The sequence below is a fragment of the Telluria sp. Soil_C_11 genome, from assembly GCF_057657395.1.
The window spans coordinates 91,972-111,040 of the sequence record NZ_JBDGIN010000003.1; the positions used below are offsets into that span (position 1 = coordinate 91,972).

10 protein-coding genes are annotated in these 19,069 nt (G+C 64.1%); 6 read left to right on the plus strand and 4 right to left on the minus strand.

Annotated elements, in window-relative coordinates; translation table 11 throughout:
• Positions 1 to 82 precede the first annotated feature (82 nt).
• Positions 83 to 841: a type I methionyl aminopeptidase gene (gene map, locus AC3A6M_RS05975; protein ID WP_487851815.1), complete on the plus strand. Its 759-nt coding sequence runs from the start codon at positions 83 to 85 to the stop codon at positions 839 to 841.
• A gap of 138 nt (positions 842 to 979) precedes the next feature.
• Here the strand turns inward: map and gap are convergent, their stop codons facing one another.
• Positions 980 to 1,990: a type I glyceraldehyde-3-phosphate dehydrogenase gene (gene gap / locus AC3A6M_RS05980; RefSeq protein ID WP_487851816.1), complete on the minus strand. Its 1,011-nt coding sequence runs from the start codon at positions 1,988 to 1,990 to the stop codon at positions 980 to 982.
• 96 nt (positions 1,991 to 2,086) lie between these two features.
• Positions 2,087 to 4,084: a transketolase gene (gene tkt, locus AC3A6M_RS05985; RefSeq protein WP_487851817.1), complete on the minus strand. Its 1,998-nt coding sequence runs from the start codon at positions 4,082 to 4,084 to the stop codon at positions 2,087 to 2,089.
• 122 nt (positions 4,085 to 4,206) lie between these two features.
• Here tkt and AC3A6M_RS05990 point away from each other — a divergent pair, with 122 nt between their 5' ends.
• Complete coding sequence (locus AC3A6M_RS05990; RefSeq protein WP_487851818.1) at positions 4,207 to 4,935, plus strand: 16S rRNA (uracil(1498)-N(3))-methyltransferase; 729 nt, start codon at positions 4,207 to 4,209, stop codon at positions 4,933 to 4,935.
• A gap of 75 nt (positions 4,936 to 5,010) precedes the next feature.
• On the opposite strand, the gene AC3A6M_RS05995 is transcribed toward AC3A6M_RS05990, so the two are convergent.
• Together AC3A6M_RS05995 and AC3A6M_RS06000 are read right to left on the minus strand one after the other, a co-directional pair.
• Positions 5,011 to 8,187, minus strand: a complete 3,177-nt coding sequence (locus AC3A6M_RS05995; protein ID WP_487851819.1) for a TonB-dependent receptor — start codon at positions 8,185 to 8,187, stop codon at positions 5,011 to 5,013.
• A gap of 570 nt (positions 8,188 to 8,757) precedes the next feature.
• Entirely contained in the window at positions 8,758 to 11,814 is a 3,057-nt protein-coding gene (locus AC3A6M_RS06000) for a TonB-dependent receptor (RefSeq protein ID WP_487851820.1), read from the minus strand.
• A 656-nt stretch (positions 11,815 to 12,470) separates the two neighbouring features.
• On the opposite strand from AC3A6M_RS06000, the gene AC3A6M_RS06005 reads away from it, so the two are divergent.
• The 4 genes from AC3A6M_RS06005 (at position 12,471) to AC3A6M_RS06020 (ending at position 19,064) form a co-directional block, all read left to right on the plus strand.
• Positions 12,471 to 14,087, plus strand: coding sequence for an NAD(P)/FAD-dependent oxidoreductase (locus AC3A6M_RS06005; RefSeq protein WP_487851821.1), 1,617 nt, complete (start codon positions 12,471 to 12,473; stop codon positions 14,085 to 14,087).
• A gap of 2 nt (positions 14,088 to 14,089) precedes the next feature.
• Positions 14,090 to 14,971: an EamA family transporter gene (locus tag AC3A6M_RS06010; protein ID WP_487851822.1), complete on the plus strand. Its 882-nt coding sequence runs from the start codon at positions 14,090 to 14,092 to the stop codon at positions 14,969 to 14,971.
• Positions 14,972 to 15,216: 245 nt separating this feature from the next.
• Positions 15,217 to 17,937 (plus strand): TonB-dependent receptor, encoded by a 2,721-nt coding sequence (locus AC3A6M_RS06015; protein ID WP_487851823.1) that lies wholly within the window; start codon positions 15,217 to 15,219, stop codon positions 17,935 to 17,937.
• Positions 17,938 to 18,056: 119 nt separating this feature from the next.
• Entirely contained in the window at positions 18,057 to 19,064 is a 1,008-nt protein-coding gene (locus tag AC3A6M_RS06020) for an acetamidase/formamidase family protein (RefSeq protein ID WP_487851824.1), read from the plus strand.
• Positions 19,065 to 19,069: the final 5 nt, after the last annotated feature.

The following is a 19,069-nucleotide window of genomic DNA, read 5'->3' on the forward strand; positions in this document are numbered from 1 at the left end:
CCAGATGCCCGCCGGGTCCGCCCGGCGGGCATTTTTTCATTCGACCGGGTATCATGGGCGGTCAAAGCGAAACGAATACACCATGGTCATCAAACTCAAGAACGACAAAGACATTGCAAAGATGCGCGTCGCCGGCCGCCTGGCCGCCGAGGTGCTGGACATGATTTCCGAACACGTCGCGCCCGGCGTCTCCACCGAGGAGCTCGACAGGCGCTGCAACGAATACATCCGCAAGGTGCAGAAGGCGACCCCGGCCAACGTCGGCTACCACGGCTTCCCGAAAACCCTGTGCACCTCGGTGAACGGCGTGGTCTGCCACGGCATCCCGAGCGAGAAGGAAGTCCTGAAGGACGGCGACATCATCAACATTGACGTCACCGTGATCAAGGACGGCTGGCACGGCGACACCAGCCGCATGTTCTTCGCCGGCACGCCGTCCGCCGAAGCGAAGGGCCTGGTCGACACCACCTTCGACGCCATGATGGCCGGGATCCGCGTGGTGAAACCCGGAGCGCGCCTGGGCGACGTCGGCCACGCGATCCAGACCCTGGCCGAGAAGGCCGGCTACTCGGTGGTGCGCGAATACTGCGGCCACGGCATCGGCCGCGTCTACCACGAAGACCCGCAGGTGCTGCACTATGGCCGCCCGAACACCGGCCTGCTGCTGAAGGAAGGCATGACCTTCACGGTCGAGCCGATGCTGAATGCCGGCGACGCCGACGTCGAACAGCTCGACGACGGCTGGACCGTGGTCACGGCCGACAATTCCCTGTCGGCGCAGTGGGAACACATGATCGCCGTCACGAAGGACGGGTTCGAGATCCTGACGCCCTGGCCGTAGGGTGGGCACCCCCGTGTCCACGCGTGACGTATGCGATTTGTTGACTTCACGCGTGGGCTCGGAGAGCCCACCCTACGTAATCCGCACGGCCCAAAAAAAACGCTCCCGAGGGAGCGTTTTTTGTTGCGGCAGTGCGGATTACTTCGCGTTCATCAGCGCCACGGTGGTGTCCAGCATGCGGTTGCTGAAGCCCCACTCGTTGTCGTACCACGACGACACCTTCACCAGGCGGCCCGACACCTTGGTCAGGGTCGCGTCGAAGTTCGACGATGCCGGGTTGTGGTTGAAGTCGACCGACACCAGCGGCTCGGTGTTGTAGGTCAGGATGCCTTTCAGCGCGCCTTCCGAAGCGTCCTTCATGATCTTGTTGATTTCTTCGACAGTCGTGTCGCGCTTGGCGATGAAGGACAGGTCGACGATCGAGACGTTGATGGTCGGGACGCGGATCGCGTAGCCGTCCAGCTTGCCGTTCAGTTCCGGCAGCACCAGGCCGACCGCGGCGGCGGCGCCGGTCTTGGTCGGGATCATCGACTGGGTGGCCGAACGGGCGCGGCGCAGGTCTTCGTGCATCACGTCGGTCAGCACCTGGTCGTTGGTGTAGGCGTGCACGGTGGTCATCAGGCCGGTTTCCAGGCCGATCGCGTCGTGCAGCGGCTTGACCAGCGGGGCCAGGCAGTTGGTGGTGCAGGATGCGTTCGAGATCACGGTGTCGCTCGACTTCAGCACATCCTGGTTCACGCCGAATACGATGGTCGCGTCGACGTCCTTGCCGCCCGGTGCCGAGATGATGACCTTCTTGGCGCCGCCCTTCAGGTGGGCCGATGCCTTTTCCTTGGTGGTGAAGAAGCCGGTGCACTCCAGCACCACGTCCACTTTCATCTCGCCCCACGGGATCTCGGCCGGGTTACGCTGCGCGAACACGCGGATCTTGTCGCCATTGACGATCATGGTGTCGCCTTCGACCACGACGGTACCCGGGAACTTGCCATGGGTGGTGTCGTAGCGGGTCAGGTGGGCGTTGTGCTCTGCGTTGCCGAGATCGTTGATCGCCACGATCTGGATGTCCTGCTTCTTGCCGCCTTCGTAGAAAGCGCGCAGTACGTTGCGGCCGATGCGGCCATAGCCGTTGATTGCTACTTTGATCGTCATTGTTTACTCCTGATTGAAAAAAATCTTATCTTCGAAGCATAGCGCGAAAAGCATGCCGCACGGATCGTCTCCAGTCCGTGCGGCTTGAATCAATCGTCAGGCGGAGATGACCGACTTGACCTTGCCAACGACGTTTTCGACGGTGAAGCCGAAGTGCTTGAACAGCACCGGCGCCGGGGCCGATTCGCCGAAGGTGTCGATGCCGACCACGGCGCCTTCCAGGCCGACGTACTTGTACCAGAAGTCGGTCACGCCGGCTTCGATCGCGACGCGCGGGATGCCCTTGCCCAGCACTGCCTGCTTGTAGGCGGCGTCCTGGCGCTCGAACACGTCGGTCGACGGCATCGAGACCACGCGCACTGCGATGCCCTGGCCGGCCAGGGCCGCGGCGGCGTTCACGGCCAGCTCGACTTCCGAACCGGTGGCGATCAGCACGGCGCGCGGATGGTCGGCGTCGCGCAGGATGTAGCCGCCTTTGGCGATGTTGGCGACGGTGGCCGCGTCACGCTCCATGTACGGCAGGTTCTGGCGCGAGAAGATCAGGGTCGCCGGGCCGTCCTTGCGCTTGAGCGCTGCGCCCCACGCCACCATCGACTCGGTGGTGTCGCACGGACGCCAGTTGTCCAGGTTCGGGATCAGGCGCAGCGAGGACACGTGCTCGACCGACTGGTGGGTCGGGCCGTCTTCGCCCAGGCCGATCGAGTCGTGGGTGAACACGAACAGCGAACGGATCTTCATCAGCGCGGCCATGCGCAGCGCATTGCGGCTGTAGTCCGAGAAGGTGAGGAAGGTCGCGCCGAACGGGATGTAGCCGCCGTGCAGGGCGATGCCGTTCATCATGGCGGCCATGCCGAATTCGCGCACGCCGTAGTTGATGTGGTTACCCGGGGTGCCCGAGCGCACCGCGACCGATTCCTTCCAGTTGGTCAGGTTCGAGCCGGTCAGGTCGGCACTGCCGCCCAGGAACTCCGGCAGGCTAGGTGCCAGGGCCTGGATCGCGTTCTGGCTGGCCTTGCGGGTGGCGATGGTTTCTTTCTTGTCGATGGTCGAGGCGATGGCGGCGGCCAGGGTCTCTTCGAACTTGCCCGGCAGCTCGCCCTTCATGCGGCGCTCGAATTCGGCGGCCAGTTCCGGGAACTGCGCGCGGTAGCCGTCGAACAGCTTGTTCCATGCGCCTTCCACTTCGGCGCCCTTCTGCTTCTGGTCCCAGGCTTCGTAGACCGGCGCCGGGATGTCGAACGGGATCGCGTCCCACAGCAGGTGCTCGCGCACCGCCGCGACTTCCTTGTCGCCCAGCGCGGCGCCGTGCACCTTGTCGCCGCCCTGCAGGTTCGGCGAACCCTTGCCGATGATGGTCTTGCAGCAGATCAGGGTCGGACGGTCCGAAGTCTTCGCCCTGGCGATGGCGGCATCCACGGCTTCGACGCTGTGGCCGTCCACGTCCGGGATCACGTTCCAGCCGTAGGCTTCGAAACGCTTCGGGGTGTCGTCGGTGAACCAGCCTTCGACCTTGCCGTCGATCGAGATGCCATTGTCGTCATACAGCCAGACCAGCTTGTTCAGGCGCAGGGTGCCGGCCAGCGAGGCCACTTCGTGCGATATGCCTTCCATCAGGCAGCCGTCGCCGACGAAGGCGTAGGTGTAGTGGTCGACGATGTCGAAGCCCGGGCGGTTGAATTCCTTCGCCAGCAGCCATTCGGCGAGCGCCATGCCGACCGAGTTGGCGATGCCCTGGCCCAGCGGGCCGGTGGTGGTTTCCACGCCCGGGGTGATGTGGACTTCCGGGTGGCCCGGGGTCTTCGAGTGCAGCTGGCGGAAGTTGCGCAGGTCGTCCATCGACAGGTCGTAGCCCGACAGGTGCAGCAGCGCATAGTGCAGCATCGAACCGTGGCCGTTCGACAGCAGGAAGCGGTCGCGGTTCATCCAGCCCGGATTGGCCGGGTTGTGGCGATAGTGGCCATCCCACAGCGCAACGGCGATCTCGGCCATGCCCATCGGCATGCCGGGGTGGCCGGAGTTGGCTTTCTGGACGGCGTCCATCGCCAGCGCGCGGATCGCGTTGGCCATCAGGGTGGTGGTTTGCAGAGGTTTCATGGATGTGGTGAGTCTGAGGATTGGAAAGCGTGACGCACAAGCGAGTCTTAACCGGGTATTTTACCAGAGCAGGCGCCCGACGCCTTAAAATGCCGGTCTGCCATTTATCGCCATTGCCATCCATGCCACGTTTTTACTGCCCCCAGCCGCTCCTTCCCGGAGCCATCGTCGACCTGCCGGAAACGGTGGCCCACCACCTGCACGTCGTGCGCCAGCAGGCCGGCGACGAAGTCGTGCTGTTCAACGGCGAGGGCGGGCAGGCCACGGCGCGCCTGCTCGACATCGGCAAGCGGCGGGCCAGCGCGGAAGTCGTGGCCTTCGACGCCGTCGACGTCGAACTGCCCTACTCCATCACGCTGGCCCAGGGCCTGCCCGAGGGCAGTAACAAAATGGACTGGATCGTCGAGAAGGCGGTCGAACTGGGCGTCACGGCGATCCAGCCGCTGGCGGCGGTGCGCTCGGTGGTGAAGCTGTCCGGCGATCGTCTCGACAAACGCCGGGCGCACTGGGAAGGCGTGATCGTGGCGGCGTCCGAGCAGTGCGGCCGCAACCGCCTGGCGCGGCTGGCGCCGCTGCAGGAGTTCGGGCGCTGGATCGCGCAGCCCGACGAGAGCGTGCGCATCCTGCTGTCGCCGCGCGCGACGCAATCGATGGCGGACTGGGCGCGCACCACGGCGCCGCGCGCGGTCACGCTGATGATCGGGCCGGAAGGCGGCTTCAGCGCACAGGAAGAAGAGACGGCGCTGGCGCACGGGGCGCTGGCGCTGTCGATGGGACCGCGGGTGCTGCGTACCGAGACCGCGGGATTGGCGGCGCTGGCGGTGCTGGCGTCGCACTGGGGCGGCATCTAATAGATAGAGGGCGAAAAAAAACCGCAGCCGAGGCTGCGGTTTTCGCATGCGGCGCAAGCACCGCATGGCAGTTCATCAGAACTTGTGGTTGTACTCGACGGTGAAGCGGACCGAACGCGGCGACTGGTAGTAGCGCACTTCGCGGTAGGTCGGGTTGATCACGGTTTCGTCGCCGGTGTCGTACTGCGATTCCTCGGCCAGCGCGGTCTGCGAGTTCAGGGCATTGAACACGTCGACCTTCAGGGCCAGGCCCTTGACCAGGTTCGGTGCGTAGCTCACGTTCAGGTCCAGGCGCTTCTCCCACGGCATGCGGCCCTTCGAGCCACGCGGGCTGGCCTTGCCGCCGCAGTAGTAGTACTCGTAGCCGTAGCCCGGGCCGCCGTACTCGTAGCCCAGTGCCCACGACGGGTCTTCACCCGCGTCGACCGCGTTGTTGGTGCCGTAGCACAGGCGCGGGCGGCCCGACTGGACCAGCAGGTTGCCGCCCACGGTCAGTTCCGGGGTCAGCTGGTAGAAGCCGAATGCCTTCAGCGAGTGCAGGCGGTCGTTCGGCAGCAGGCCGTTGCTACCCACGGCGAATTCCGGGAAGTCCCATGCCGCCGAGGTACCGATGTCGGTCTGGCCGGTATCCGAACGGGTCTGGCCTTCCATGTTGCCCTTGCTGCGCGACAGCGTGTAGTTGATACGGCCATACCAGCCGTTGCGCAGCGGGTGCTCCAGGAAGGTGTCGATTGCGGCGTACTTGCGCTCCGCGCTCGGCTCACCCATGTCGGCAGCGCTGAAGTGCGCCCACTGGCCCTGGCCAGGGATCACATTGCCGGCGGCGTCGTTGGCGTTGATGTACACCGTCATGCCGCGGCCCGGGTTGAAGATCTGGCAACCCAGGGCGCCAGGATTCTCGACACTGATGCCGTTCTTCTGCGCGTAGTCGTACAGCAGGCGCCAGTCGCAGCTGTCGTCGATACCGGCGCCCAGCTTGCGGTAGGTGAAGCGTGCACCGAAGTTCAGGTTCGGGCTCCATGCGCGCTCGAAGCCCAGGGTGAATTCATCCTGGTAGTTCGGCTTCAGGTCGCGGTCGATGACCGAGCGCACGTCCTTCGCCTGGCCGTATTCGCCGTTGGCCGAGTACGGCACGTTGATCGCGGTCAGGCCCAGCGGTGCGCCGGTGGCCGGATCGATGCCGGTATAGGTGAAGTCCTGCTGGGTGTAGGTCGAACGCGAGGCCGCGCGTGCCGCTACCTGGGTCGGCAGCTGCAGGTAGTAGCGGCCGAGGCTACCGTAGACCTTCAGCGAAGCGTCGCCGTTCACGTCCCACGCGGCCGACAGGCGCGGAGCGATCTGGTGCTTCATGTCGATGAACTTCTCGCCGTCGCCGTTGGAGTTGCTGTACGAGTCGTTACGCAGGCCCGCGGTGATCAGCAGGTTCTTGGTGGCTTGCCAGCGGTCTTCGATGTACTGGGCCGACTGCTTGGACGAGGCTGCCGTCACCGACGAGAACACGACCTGGCGGGCATAGTAGCCGTCGACGCCGGAACCGCCGAAGTTGGCGACGATTGCCGGACGGCTGACCGACAGCGGGGTCGGCACGCCGGCCTTGCCGTCGCCGACATAGCGGTAGGTCCAGGAGCTGCCGCCGCTGGTGGCGTAGCCGGCGGTGCTGCTGTTCAGCTTCGACTGGTCGATACCAGCGCGCAGGGTGTGGCTGCCGATCTTGTACTCGATGTCGAGGCGGCCTGCCTTGACGGTGTCGTCGCCCGGATTGCTGCGCGAGCCCGGGAACACGTTGTAGTTGCGGTACAGCGACGACGGGATCGCGCCCCACTGGTTCTGCGGCAGCGTGGTGCCGATGGTCGGCGGCAGGTTGGTGCCGCCGATGGTGTTCGCGCCCAGGGCTTCGTACACGGTGCCACGCTCGGTCTTCATCTCGCCGTACAGCGCGGTGACGGTGAGGTCGTCGTTGATGTTGCCGGTGTAGCGCAGGCTGTTGACCTTGGCGCCCGGGGTGCCCGGGTAGGCCGGATCGGTCGGGCCCAGGTTGTGCGCCAGCGCCGACGTGTACAGCTGGTTGTTCGGCTGGCCGTCCAGTACCGCGGCGGCGTTCGGGTTGTTCGGGTTCAGCGTGTAGCCGTACTTCTGGTAGCGGGTCTTGTAGTCATCGCCGGCGCTGGTGAATTCCAGGCGGTGGTTGTCGGTGATGTTCCAGTCCAGCTTGCCCAGCCAGCGGTTTTCCCACGAGCGGTTCGAGTTCCAGCCCTGCTGGTTGATGGTGGCCGGGTTGGTCACGGTGTACGAAGCGACATACGCGTCGTTGCTGACCGTCTGGTCGGCGGCGACGAACATGAACAGCTTGTCCTTGATGATCGGACCGCCGACATAGGCGCCGTACTGGCGGCTGGTGGTCTGGCGGTTGTCGCGGCGCAGGTCCATCTTGCCGTCGGTTTCCGCATTGTTCACGTCGCCGGTGTTCGGGTAGTAGATGTTCTTGGCCTTGGCGCGCAGGCTGTCCGGGGTCAGGCTGTAGGTCGCGCCGGCTTCCCAGTTGTTGGTGCCGCTCTTCGAGGTGACGTTCAGCACGCCGCCGATCGAACGGCCGAATTCGGCGCCGAAGCCGCCGGTCAGGACCGAAGCCTGCTGGATGGCGCCGAACGGCAGTTCCATCGAGCCTAGCTGGCTCAGCGGGTTGGTGATCGGGAAACCGTTCAGGTAGAAGGAGTTTTCGGAAGCGCCGCCGCCGCCGATCGAGGTGGTGTTACCGAAGGCCGAGTCGCCCTTGGTGGTGCTCGGCGCCAGCAGCACGATCGAGGTCAGGTTCTGCGCGACCGGCAGCTTCGACAGTTCTTTCGCGGTGAAGACCTGGCCGTTGGTCGCGTTCGACACGTCGATGCGGCTGCGGCGGCCGGTCACCTGGACCGTCTGCGTATTCAGGAACGACGCGTCCACGCCCTGGCCCAGCAGCACGTCGACTTCGACGGTGCGCGCGACGGTGCCGTTCTGGAGCAGTTGGACACGGTAGTGGCCGACCGGCAGCGCCGTAACCTGGTAGCGTCCGTTGGCGTCGATGGTCGCGGTACGGCGGTAGCCGGTCTCGGTGTTCTGTAGTGCGATGGTCGCGCCAGGCGCGCCTTCCACACGTCCATTGATCGTGCCGGCGGCATTCGACTGCGCCATCGCCGGCTGGACCACGCCCACGGTCAGCGCCATTCCCCCAAATGCCAGCGCCAAAGCATGGACTAATACGGTTTTCTTCAACATGTGATTCCCTTATTTTCGATTCCAACAGCCTTGTAGACTGTCCTGTTTTAAATCACTTAACCAACCCATCTTGTATTGACAGGTGTATTTATATCCTTCATCATGAGGTGCCCGAGAGACTTTACGAGTCGGAAATAAATTATTGCGATAAAAACACACATATTCTTGGGGTGTCAATTTCGCACATGTATCAATGGCGGCCTGGCGAACCAGGAAGGACCCGCACCAAGATGGCGCAGTTTTCATTGTGTTTTATGCTGCGTCGCAATATGCATACTGCATAGCGGCGTTTAAACGAATAAAGTTTTGCCGGTTTCCCGGCCATATCGCGGGAGTTAGCAAAAATTTCAGCGCATCGCTATTCCGCGTGCTTTAGCTCGCGATGCAACAATTTGGTGCGGGCCACGACCACGCCAGCCTGCGCCTGCCGGTCCCGCCGTAAAAATGTCTTGAATTGTCCAGACGATTTATACCAACGAAATGTTGGAGTGACGCAACAACATCTGCACGAATAAAAAAACCCGCAGGCGAGCCTGCGGGTTTTTGCGTACTGCCGAACCGGGGGTTCGATCAGAACTTGTGGTTGTACTCCACCGAGAAGCGGACCGAACGCGGCGCGGTGTAGCTGATCACCTGGCCGTAGGTCGAGCTGACGTCCGTCGTGCTGCTGATGTTGTAGGTTTCGTCGTACACCTGCACGGTCTGGCGGTTGGTTGCGTTGAACACGTCAACCTTGAATGCCAGGTCCTTCAGCGCTGCCGGACGATAGGCCAGGTTCAGGTCGAGGCGGATATCCCACGGCAGCTTGCCGTAGCTGCCGCGCGGAGCCGGCTTGCCATTGCAGTAGAAGAACACCGAACCATAGTCAGCTTCCGGCGGCACATCCGGGTTCCAGCCGAAGCAGCTGCGCGGACGTCCCGATGCTGCCAGGAAGTTGCCGCCCACGGTGATTTCCGGGGTCACGTCGTAGAAGCCGAAGGCCTTGATCTGGTGGGTACGGTCGTTCGGCAGCAGGCCGTACGAGTTCACCATCAGCTCCGGATTATCCCAGGTCGAGGTGGCGGCGACGTCGGTCTGCGCATTGTCCGACTTGGTCTGGCCTTCGGTGTTGCCCTTGCTGCGCGACCAGGTGTAGTTCAAGCGGCCGTACCAGCCGTTGCGGTACGGGTGCTCGGCGAACAGGTCGATCGCAGCATAGGTGCGCTTCGGCTTGTCGAAACCCATTTCCTTGGCGGTGAACGTCACCTTGGTGTAGTTCGAACGCGTACCGGCATAGTCGACCAGGAAGGTCGCATCCTTGCCCGGGTTGAAGGTGGCGCAACCGAAGCCATCCCAATTGTCGGTGTTGATGTTATGCGAGGCGGCATACGCATCGAACAGGCGCGGATCGCAGTAGTCGTCGATGGTCTCCTTCAGCGTGCGGTAGGTGACGCGGGCGCCGACGGTCAGGTCCGGCGTCCAGGCCTTCTCCAGGCCCAGGGTGGCTTCGTCCTGGTAGGTAGCCTTGATATCACGCGCGGTGACGACGTTCGGATCCTTCGCCTGGCCCAGTTCGTTGTTCACCGAGTACACGCCCGAGATCGGGTTCAGGCCGGTCGGCTGGCCGTACTGGTCGGTGCCGGTATAGGTGAAGGCCTGGCGGGTCAGGGTCGAACGGCTGGCGCCGCGCACTGCCAGGTGGGTCGGGATCTGCAGCGCGTAGCGGCCTGCGGTACCGTAGACCTTCAGCGACGAATCGCCATTCACGTCCCAGCTCGCAGCAAAGCGCGGCGAGATCAGGCTCTTGACTTCCAGGAAGGTCTGGCCGTCACCGTTGATGTTCTTGAAGCCTTCGTTACGCAGGCCCAGGGTCAGCAGCAGGTTCTTGGTGGCCTGCCAGCGGTCTTCGATGTACTGCGCATCCTGCTTCGAACCGGCATCGGTCACCGAGTCGAACAGGCGCTTGCTCACGTAGTAGCCCTGGGTACCCAGGCCGCCGCCGCTGGCGGTGGACGCCTTGGTCGGGCCAAAGGACAGCAGCGCGTTCGGGTTGGCGGTCTTGGCGTACACCCAGATACCGCCGCCGCCGTAGGTCTGGCCGATCTTGCTCGATTCCAGCTCGTTGTTGTCCAGGCCGGCACGGATGGTGTGATCGCCCAGCTTGTATTCCAGGTCCAGACGCTTGGACTTGATCTTGCTCTGCGATTCAGCATTGTCCACGCTGCCCGACAGCACCTGCGGACTGAAGTAGTTCAACCCCGGCGCCTGAACGTTGCTTGCGGCCTGCACCTGGAAGATGTTTGCCGGGACGCTGCCGACCTGGTCATAGCTCGACGATACCGGCATGCGGCTCTCGCCGGCCAGCGCGGTCAGGGTCAGGTTGTCGGTCAGGTTGCCGGTGTAGCGGAAGATCGAGACTTCGGCGCCGACGGACGGCGAGAAGTTCTCGTTGTTCTTGTAGTGCTGCGACGCGGTCTGCGGGCCGACGACTCCCGGGCTGTTGGCGGTCGGATAGGTATAGCCGAACAGCTGGCGGTTTTCGCGGCCGACGTCGCCGATGAAGGTCGCTTCGAGGCGGTGGCTGTCGGTGATGTTCCAGTCGAACTTGCCGACGTAGCGGTCGGTCTTGTCCTGGGTCTTCTCGTAGCCGGTCGCGGCCAGCGAGGAGGAGGTACGGATGCCGTTCACGCGCTCCTGGTTGGCGCGACGCTGCTCGAGGGCGACGAAGGCGAACAGGGTGTCCTTGATGATCGGGCCACCCAGGGTTGCCGAGTACAGGTATTCGTTACGCTGGATATTGTCGCGCTGCAGGTACAGGGTCCCGTCGGTCTTCGCGTTACGTTCGGCGCCCGTATTCGCGTAATAGCGGTTCTTCGGGGTCGCGCGCAGGCTGTCTGGCGTGAACTGGGCGCTCGCGCTGACTTCCCAGTTATTGGTACCGCTCTTGGTGGTGATGTTGACCACGCCACCCACGGAACGGCCGAATTCGGCGCCGAAACCGCCGGTCAGCACCTGGGCCTGGGAGATGGCGCCGAACGGCAGTTCGGAAGCGCCCAGCTGGGTCACAGGGTTGGTAACCGGGAAACCGTTGATGTAGTACGCGTTTTCGGACGGCGCACCGCCGCCGAACGAAGCACCGCCCGTGTAGCGCGGGTCGGCGCGGGTGGTATTCGGTGCCAGCTGGATGATCGCCGCGACGTTCTGCGTGGTCGGCAGCTTGGCAAGCTCCTTGGCGGTGAAGACGGCGCCGTTGTTGGTATTCGACACGTCGATACGGTTACGGCGGCCGCTCACCTGCACGGTCTGGACGGCGCCCGACGTGAACGATGCGTCGACACCCTGACCGACCAGGACATCCACTTCCATGGTATTGGCAACGGCACCGTTACGCACCAGCTCGACACGATAGTGGCCCGGCGGCATTGCGGTAGCGAAGTAACGGCCGCTGGGTTCCGGCGTCACCGAGCGGCGATAGCCGGTCTCGGTATTGATCAGGTTGAGCGTGACGCCAGCCGGCGAGGCGACGCTGCCGACAATGTTACCGGCGGCGTTCGACTGGGCCATCGCTGGCTCCATCACGCCAACGGTCAACGCCGCACCGGCAAATGCCAGCGTCAATGCGTGTACTAAAACGGTTTTCTTGAGCATGTGATTTCCTATTTTGGTATTTCAGCCGTTCTCTCTACGGCCAGGTAACTGCTTGCTGAATCACTTCTGTTGCCAGAACCACTGACTCCCAACCTCTTTTCAAGTAGGCGAAGTCCTATCCTGTTTCATTAAGGATATGTATTCACATAAAAACATAGCGATTCTGCAAGTGTCAATTGGCAATCACCCAATGCGCATAGCCCAAATGCAACGGAAATCGGGTGCACCATGTTGGGGCAGGCAAATATGCACAATTGTGTAGCGCAGCAATACGAATGTTTCACAAGACTGGAAAGAATCTTCCGTTTGAAAAACGTGAGTAAAATCAAGTAAATATATATACATACATGTAAAGATCACCCGTATTGCATGTATTGCACTGCATCATATGTATATGCAAGCGTACAAGGATCGTGAAAAACGCCCACTTATGGTGCATAGAAACTATTTGTCCTGAATTTGTCAGATGTTGGATAAGTGCAACGTTCCGGACACCCATGCAACGTTGCGGACACCCGTGCGCCACAGCGACGCCCCTCGCATGGCGGACAGTACGGACACCGGACACCCGAGGCCGGACATTTCCCCGGCAAGCGCAGGGCGGCTTACAATAGAGGGTTGAACCTCTGACGCGTTTGCCAGCGAAGCCCCTACCCATGCTAAGAATTGCCGAATTAAAACTTCCCCTCGACCATCCTGAACCGGCGTTGCGCCAGGCCGTGCTCACCCGCCTCGGGATCGGGGAAGACGAGCTGATCGACTTCACCGTGTTCAAGCGCAGCTACGACGCGCGCAAGCGCAGCGCCATCGTGCTGATCTACGCACTGGACGTGCAGGTGAAGGACGAGGCGCAGGTATTGCAACGACTGCAGCACGACCGCCAGGTCATGCCCTCCCCCGACACCGGCTACAAGTTCGTGACGAGCGCCAAACCGGCGCCCGGTACTCCGCGCCCGGTGGTGGTCGGCATGGGGCCGTGCGGCCTGTTCGTCGCCCTGATCCTGGCCCAGATGGGCCTGAATCCACTGGTGCTGGAACGCGGCAAGGTCGTGCGCGAGCGGACCGTCGACACCTTCGGCTTCTGGCGCAAGCGCAAGCTCAACACCGAGTCGAACGTCCAGTTCGGCGAAGGCGGCGCCGGCACCTTCTCGGACGGCAAGCTGTACAGCCAGGTCAAGGATCCGAAGCACTACGGCCGCAAGGTCCTGTCCGAGTTCGTGAAGTCGGGCGCGCCGGAAGAGATCCTGTACGTCAGCAAGCCGCACATCGGCACCTTCCGCCTGGTGAAGATGGTCGAGCAGATGCGCGCCGAGATCCTGTCGCTGGGCGGCGAAATCCGCTTCGAGACCCGGGTCGAAGACGTGCTGGTGGAAGGCGAAGGCAACGCCCGCCAGGTGGTCGGCGTGCGCCTGGCCTCGGGCGAAGAGATCCCCACCCGCCACCTGGTGATGGCGATCGGCCACAGCGCGCGCGATACCTTCCAGATGCTGTACGACCGCGGCGTGTACATCGAAGCGAAGCCGTTCTCGATCGGCTTCCGGGTCGAGCACCCGCAGTCGCTGATCGATGCCTGCCGCTTCGGCCCGAACGCCGGCAACAAGATCCTCGGCGCGGCCGACTACAAGATCGTGCACCACGCCTCGAACGGCCGCAGCGTGTACAGCTTCTGCATGTGCCCGGGCGGCACCGTGGTCGCCGCTTCGAGCGAGGAAGGCCGCGTGGTCACCAACGGCATGAGCCAGTATTCGCGCGCCGAGCGCAACGCCAACAGCGCGATCGTGGTCGGCATCACGCCGGAAGACTACCCGGGCCACCCGCTGGCCGGCATCGCCTTCCAGCGCGAACTGGAGTCGCGCGCCTTCGTCCTCGGCGGCAGCAACTACGACGCGCCGGGCCAGCTGATGGGCGATTTCGTGCGCGGCGTGGCGTCGACCGAGTTCGGTTCCGTAATCCCGTCCTTCAAGCCGGCCGTGCACCTGACCGACCTCGCCACCGCCCTGCCCGACTACGCCACCGTCGCCCTGCGCGAAGCCTTCGTCGCCTTCGACAAGCAGATCAAGGGCTACTATAAAGAGGACGCGGTGCTGACCGGCGTCGAGACCCGGACCTCGTCGCCGATCCGCATCAAGCGCCACGACGACAGCCTGCAAAGCCTGAACACGCGCGGCCTGTATCCGGCCGGCGAAGGCGCCGGCTACGCGGGCGGCATCATGTCGGCGGCGATCGACGGCATCAGGATCGCCGAAGCCGTGGCACTGTCGCTGGTCGCCTGAGCGTGACGGCCCAGGCCAAGGGCGGCGCCGCGGTCCCGGCCGGCCACGGCGCCGTGGTCCCGGCGCTGGCGATTGCCGCCGCCATGGTGTCGCAGTACGCCGGCGCGGCCTTCGCCAAGCACCTGTTCCCGCTGGTCGGGGCCGAGGGCGTGGTCGCGCTGCGCGTGGGCCTGTCGGCCCTGCTGCTGGCGGCGTTCACCCGGCCCTGGCGCGCCCTGCCCTCGCGCGCCGACCTCCCCAATCTCCTCCTCTACGGCCTGACGCTCGGCTGCATGAACCTGCTGATCTACCGCGCGTTCTCGCGCATCCCGATCGGCATCGCGGTTTCGATCGAGGTGATGGGTCCGCTCGCGGTGGTGCTGCTGTCCTCGCGCCGCGCGCGCGACTTCCTGTGGGTGGCCTGCGCGGCCTTCGGCCTGTGGCTGCTGCTGCCGCTGCGCGGGTCGACTTCCGCGCTGGACCCGGCCGGCATCGCCTACGCGGCCGGCGCCGCGTTCTGCTGGGCCCTGTACATCGTGTTCGGCAAGCGCGCCTCGCAATCACAGGGCTCCGGCACCGTCGCGTGGGGCATGCTGGCGGCCAGCGCCTTCATCGTGCCGGTCGGGGCGGCGAGCGCGGGCGCCGCCCTGCTCTCGCCGTTCGTGTTAATGGCGGGCTTCGCGGTCGCCGTGCTGTCCTCGGCCGCGCCGTACACGCTGGAGATGATCGCGCTGCGCAGGCTGCCGCGGCGGGTGTTCGGCATCCTGGTCAGCTCGTCGCCGGCAGTGGCGGCATTGGCCGGCTTCGTGGTGCTCGGCGAGAGGCTCGCCGCCATGCAGTGGCTGGGCATCGCGCTGGTGATCCTCGCCTGCGGCGCCACCGCCGCCAGCGCCGGGCAACACTGAACAGCGGTCCGGCGCGCCGGATGGTTCAAATGTTGCCCTTTACAAAAATCCTCAAGACCACAAATATTTTCGACAAGAACTTGTGTCTTATTTAGGCATCACTACGCCTGCATTAAGCATCGCTACGCCCGAATTCGCTTGGTTTGCGAATTTCTATACGTGTATCTTAGCCCTGTATAAATGTTACAAAAAAGGTATTTTTCGATAACCTACTCTTTAGGATTGAAATGCTTACCGAAAAACTCATGGCAAGAACGCTGCGTGTAGTGTTCTCGGGTACCGCCATTGCAGCCGGCATCGGCTTGACGAGCCAGGCCTTCGCCCAGGCGCAAACCCAGACCCAGGAAGCCCAGCAGGCCCCGATCGCACGTGTCGAGATCACCGGCTCGGCAATCAAGCGCATCAACGGCGAAACCGCGGTGCCTGTCACCGTGATCCGCGCCGAGGATCTGAAGCGCGAAGGCATCACCACCATCGAACAGGTGATGTCGACCCTTTCCGTCTCCCAGGCCCAGACCACCTCCAGCCAGTCGGTCGGCGCGAGCACCGGCGGCGCCTCGTTCGCCAACCTGCGCGGCATCGGCGCCAACAAGACCCTGGTGCTGCTGAACGGCCGCCGCCTGGCGAACAACGCCTATGACAGCTCGGCGCCGGACCTGAACATGATCCCGTTCTCCGCGCTCGAGCGCGTCGAGGTGCTGCGCGACGGCGCATCCGCGCTGTACGGCTCGGACGCGGTGGGCGGCGTGATCAACTTCATCACCAAGAAGAACTTCCAGGGCGGCGTCATCACGGCCGGCCTGGACAAGCCGCAGCACGCGGGCGGTCGCGGCTACAATGCCAACGTGGCCTACGGCTTCGGCGACCTGGATACGAACGGCTGGAACGTCTCGGTCGTGATCGACCACCAGGAACAGAACCACATCGGCGGTACCGAGCGTCCGTTCAACACCCGCTTCGCCGGCGGCCTGTCGGCCTCGACCTTCCCGGCCAACTACTTCCAGGGCGGCGACAGCTTCAACCCGGCCGCTCCGGACTGCAAAAGCGGCGTGGCCCTGATCCCGAACGGCGCCGGCGCCTGCACCATGACGACCTCGTCGTTCGTCGACTATATCCCGCGCAGCACCCGCGACTCCGGCCTGATCCGCGGCACCCTCAAGCTGCCGGGCGATCATGAACTGGGCGTCGAGTACCTGACCAGCGAGAGCGTGGTCGCGACCCAGATCGCGCCGGTGCCGTACGGCGGCCTGTACATGAATCGCCTGACCCCGGGCGGCGCGCCGAACCCGTTCTACCCGAACAACCCGGCGCTGGACCCGACCTACACCGAGGACTTCATGCCGGACGGCGTGCTGCCGGGCTTCATCCACGTACGCTGGCGCGACATGCCGAACGGCGTCCGCCAGGACAAGAACACCAACAACCAGCAGCGCCTGGTGGTGTCCCTGCAGGGCAAGGTCGCCGGCTGGGACTACAACACCGCCGCCACCTGGAACGAGAACCGCGTGAAGGAACGCCTGATCGGCTACAGCAATGGCGACCTCATCACCCAGGGCGTGCTGGACGGCGTCATCAACCCGTTCGGCGACCAGACGGCCGCCGGCACCGCGCTGCTGAACTCGGCCGGCCTGGAAGGCGAAGTCATGCACGCGCGCGGCCAGTCGACCGGACTCGACTTCCACGCCAGCCGCGAATTCGGCGATTGGCTGGGCGCCGGCCGCAGCGTCGGCCTGGCGCTGGGCGCGCAAGCGGGCTACGACAAGTTCACGCAAGCCGCCAACCCGGAATTCGCGCAGAAGGTCATCGCCTCGACCGGTATCGACCCGGCCACCTTCAACTCCGGCACCCGCCATACCTACGCGGCGTACGGCGAGCTGAACGTCCCGCTCACCAAGGCCCTCGACGTGACGATTTCGGCCCGCTACGACAAGTACAGCGACTTCGGCACCAGCACCAACCCGAAGGCATCGTTCCGCTTCCAGCCGACGGAAAGCGTGCTGCTGCGCGGCTCCTACTCGACCGGTTTCCGCGCGCCGTCGCTGTATGAGATCCACTCCGCCCAGACCATCACCAACACCGGCGGCAACTACGACGACCCGATCAACTGCCCGGGCGGCACCGCGCTGCCCGGCAAGTCGCCGTCGGCCGTGTGCAACCAGCAGTTCCAGGCCCTGCTCGGCGGTAACCCCAACCTGCAGCCGGAGAAATCGAAGAACGCCACGATCGGCGTGATCCTCGAGCCGATGAAGGACCTGAGCCTCGGCATCGACCTGTGGGCGATCACCCTGAGGAACACGATCGGCAACCTGAGCCAGGACTTCATCTTCGAAAACCCGGCGAAGTATGCGCCCCTGTACCACCGCAACGCCGCCGGCGACCTGTCGGTGGACGGCTCGCAGTGCCCGAACCCAGTCACCTGCGGCTACATCGACGACCGTACCCAGAACCTGGGCGGCACCATCACCAATGGCGTCGACCTGTCGCTGAACTACCGCCTGCGCGCAGGCGGCATCGGCAACTTCACGCTGACCTCGAACGCGACCTGGATCCACAAGTACCAGTTCCAGAACGAAGCCGGCGGCGAGTGGAACCAGAACATCGGCATCTTCTCGCCCTCGGGTACCGGGCCGGTATTCCGCTGGCAGAGTACGACCAACCTGGTGTGGAACAAGGATCGCCTGTCGGCCGGCCTGACCGCGCACTACAAGACCGGTTACATCGACCAGGTCAACGACTCGGTCGACACCCAGCCGGCGGGCTACCGCGTGCCGTCGTACACCACGTTCGACCTTTACGCGGCATACGCACCGCGCAAGGGCCTGGGCCTGACCCTCGGCGTGCGCAACCTGTTCGACCGCGACCCGCCGCTGTCCTTCCAGGACAACCTGTTCCAGGCCGGCTACGATCCGCGTTACTACGATCCGACCGGCCGCACCTACTACGCCCGCGTCAACTACACCTTCTAAGTACGGCCTCGCAGGCCGCATCTTCCGGAACCCATGCCAGTCAGTTCGCTGACTGGCATTTTTTTGACCCTCCCGGGTGATAGACTGGAACGATGTCCAAACGCCAGGAAAGCCCCCGAATGCGCCTCTTCGCCGCCTGCCTCGCCGCCGCCATCTGCACGTCCGCCTCCGCAGCCGAATACACCCTGCCCGCCACGCCCCAGACGGTGGCCTGGGGCTACTACTCGGGCCAGTCCAAACCCGTATTGACCGTCCACTCGGGCGACACGGTGCGCATGCAGGCCCTGTCGACCTGCGGTTCGCCCGAGCGCATGCTTGCCAACGGCGTGAAGGCGGAGCAGATCCCGCCCTACACCGCGGCGATCTACAGGGAAGTCACGGAAAAAGGTCCCGGCGGGCATATCCTGACCGGCCCGGTGGCGATCGCGGAGGCCGAGCCGGGCGACGTGCTCGAAGTGCAGATCCTGAAGGTGGACCTGGACGCGGATTTCGCCTGCAACGTGTTCGGGGTCGGTTCCGGCTTCCTGCCGACCGAGTATCCCTACGGCCGCTACAAGGTGGTTCCGCTGGACCGCCAGAAGATGATCGGCCATTTCGCGCCGGGCATCGAGATTCCGCTGCGCCCCTTCTTCGGCAGCATGGGCGTGGCGCCGGCCGGCGGCAAGATCGATACCGCGCCGCCCTTCGTCCATGCCGGCAACCTGGACAACAAGGAGCTGGTGGCCGGCACCACGCTATACATCCCGGTCGCTGCGAAGGGCGCCCTGTTCCAGGCCGGCGACGGCCACGCGGCCCAGGGCAACGGCGAGGTCGACATCACCGCGCTGGAGACGTATCTGTCCGGTACCTTCCGCTTCGTGGTGCACAAGAACCGCCGCCTGCTCTGGCCGCGCGCCGAAACGCCCACCCACTACATCTCGATGGGCTTCTCGAAGGACCTGAAGGAAGCGACCACCTTGGCGCTGCGCGACATGATCGCGTTCCTGATGGAAGAGAAAAAGCTGTCGCGCGACGATGCCTACATGCTGTCCAGCGTGGCGGTGGACATGGAGATCACCCAGCTCGTGGACGGCAACGTCGGCGTGCACGCGATGCTGCCGAAGAAGATCTTCAGCGCCAAGCGCTGAGCTGC

Excerpts from the sequence above, each read along its gene's own strand:
- tkt (WP_487851817.1), bottom strand. The coding sequence starts at position 4,084 with ATGAAACCTCTGCAAACCACCACCCTGATGGCCAACGCGATCCGCGCG.
- AC3A6M_RS05990 (WP_487851818.1), top strand. The coding sequence starts at position 4,207 with ATGCCACGTTTTTACTGCCCCCAGCCGCTCCTTCCCGGAGCCATCGTC.
- AC3A6M_RS05995 (WP_487851819.1), bottom strand. The coding sequence starts at position 8,187 with ATGTTGAAGAAAACCGTATTAGTCCATGCTTTGGCGCTGGCATTTGGG.
- AC3A6M_RS06015 (WP_487851823.1), top strand. The coding sequence starts at position 15,217 with ATGGCAAGAACGCTGCGTGTAGTGTTCTCGGGTACCGCCATTGCAGCC.
- AC3A6M_RS06005 (WP_487851821.1), top strand. The coding sequence starts at position 12,471 with ATGCTAAGAATTGCCGAATTAAAACTTCCCCTCGACCATCCTGAACCG.
- AC3A6M_RS06020 (WP_487851824.1), top strand. The coding sequence starts at position 18,057 with ATGCGCCTCTTCGCCGCCTGCCTCGCCGCCGCCATCTGCACGTCCGCC.
- map (WP_487851815.1), top strand. The coding sequence starts at position 83 with ATGGTCATCAAACTCAAGAACGACAAAGACATTGCAAAGATGCGCGTC.
- gap (WP_487851816.1), bottom strand. The coding sequence starts at position 1,990 with ATGACGATCAAAGTAGCAATCAACGGCTATGGCCGCATCGGCCGCAAC.
- AC3A6M_RS06000 (WP_487851820.1), bottom strand. The coding sequence starts at position 11,814 with ATGCTCAAGAAAACCGTTTTAGTACACGCATTGACGCTGGCATTTGCC.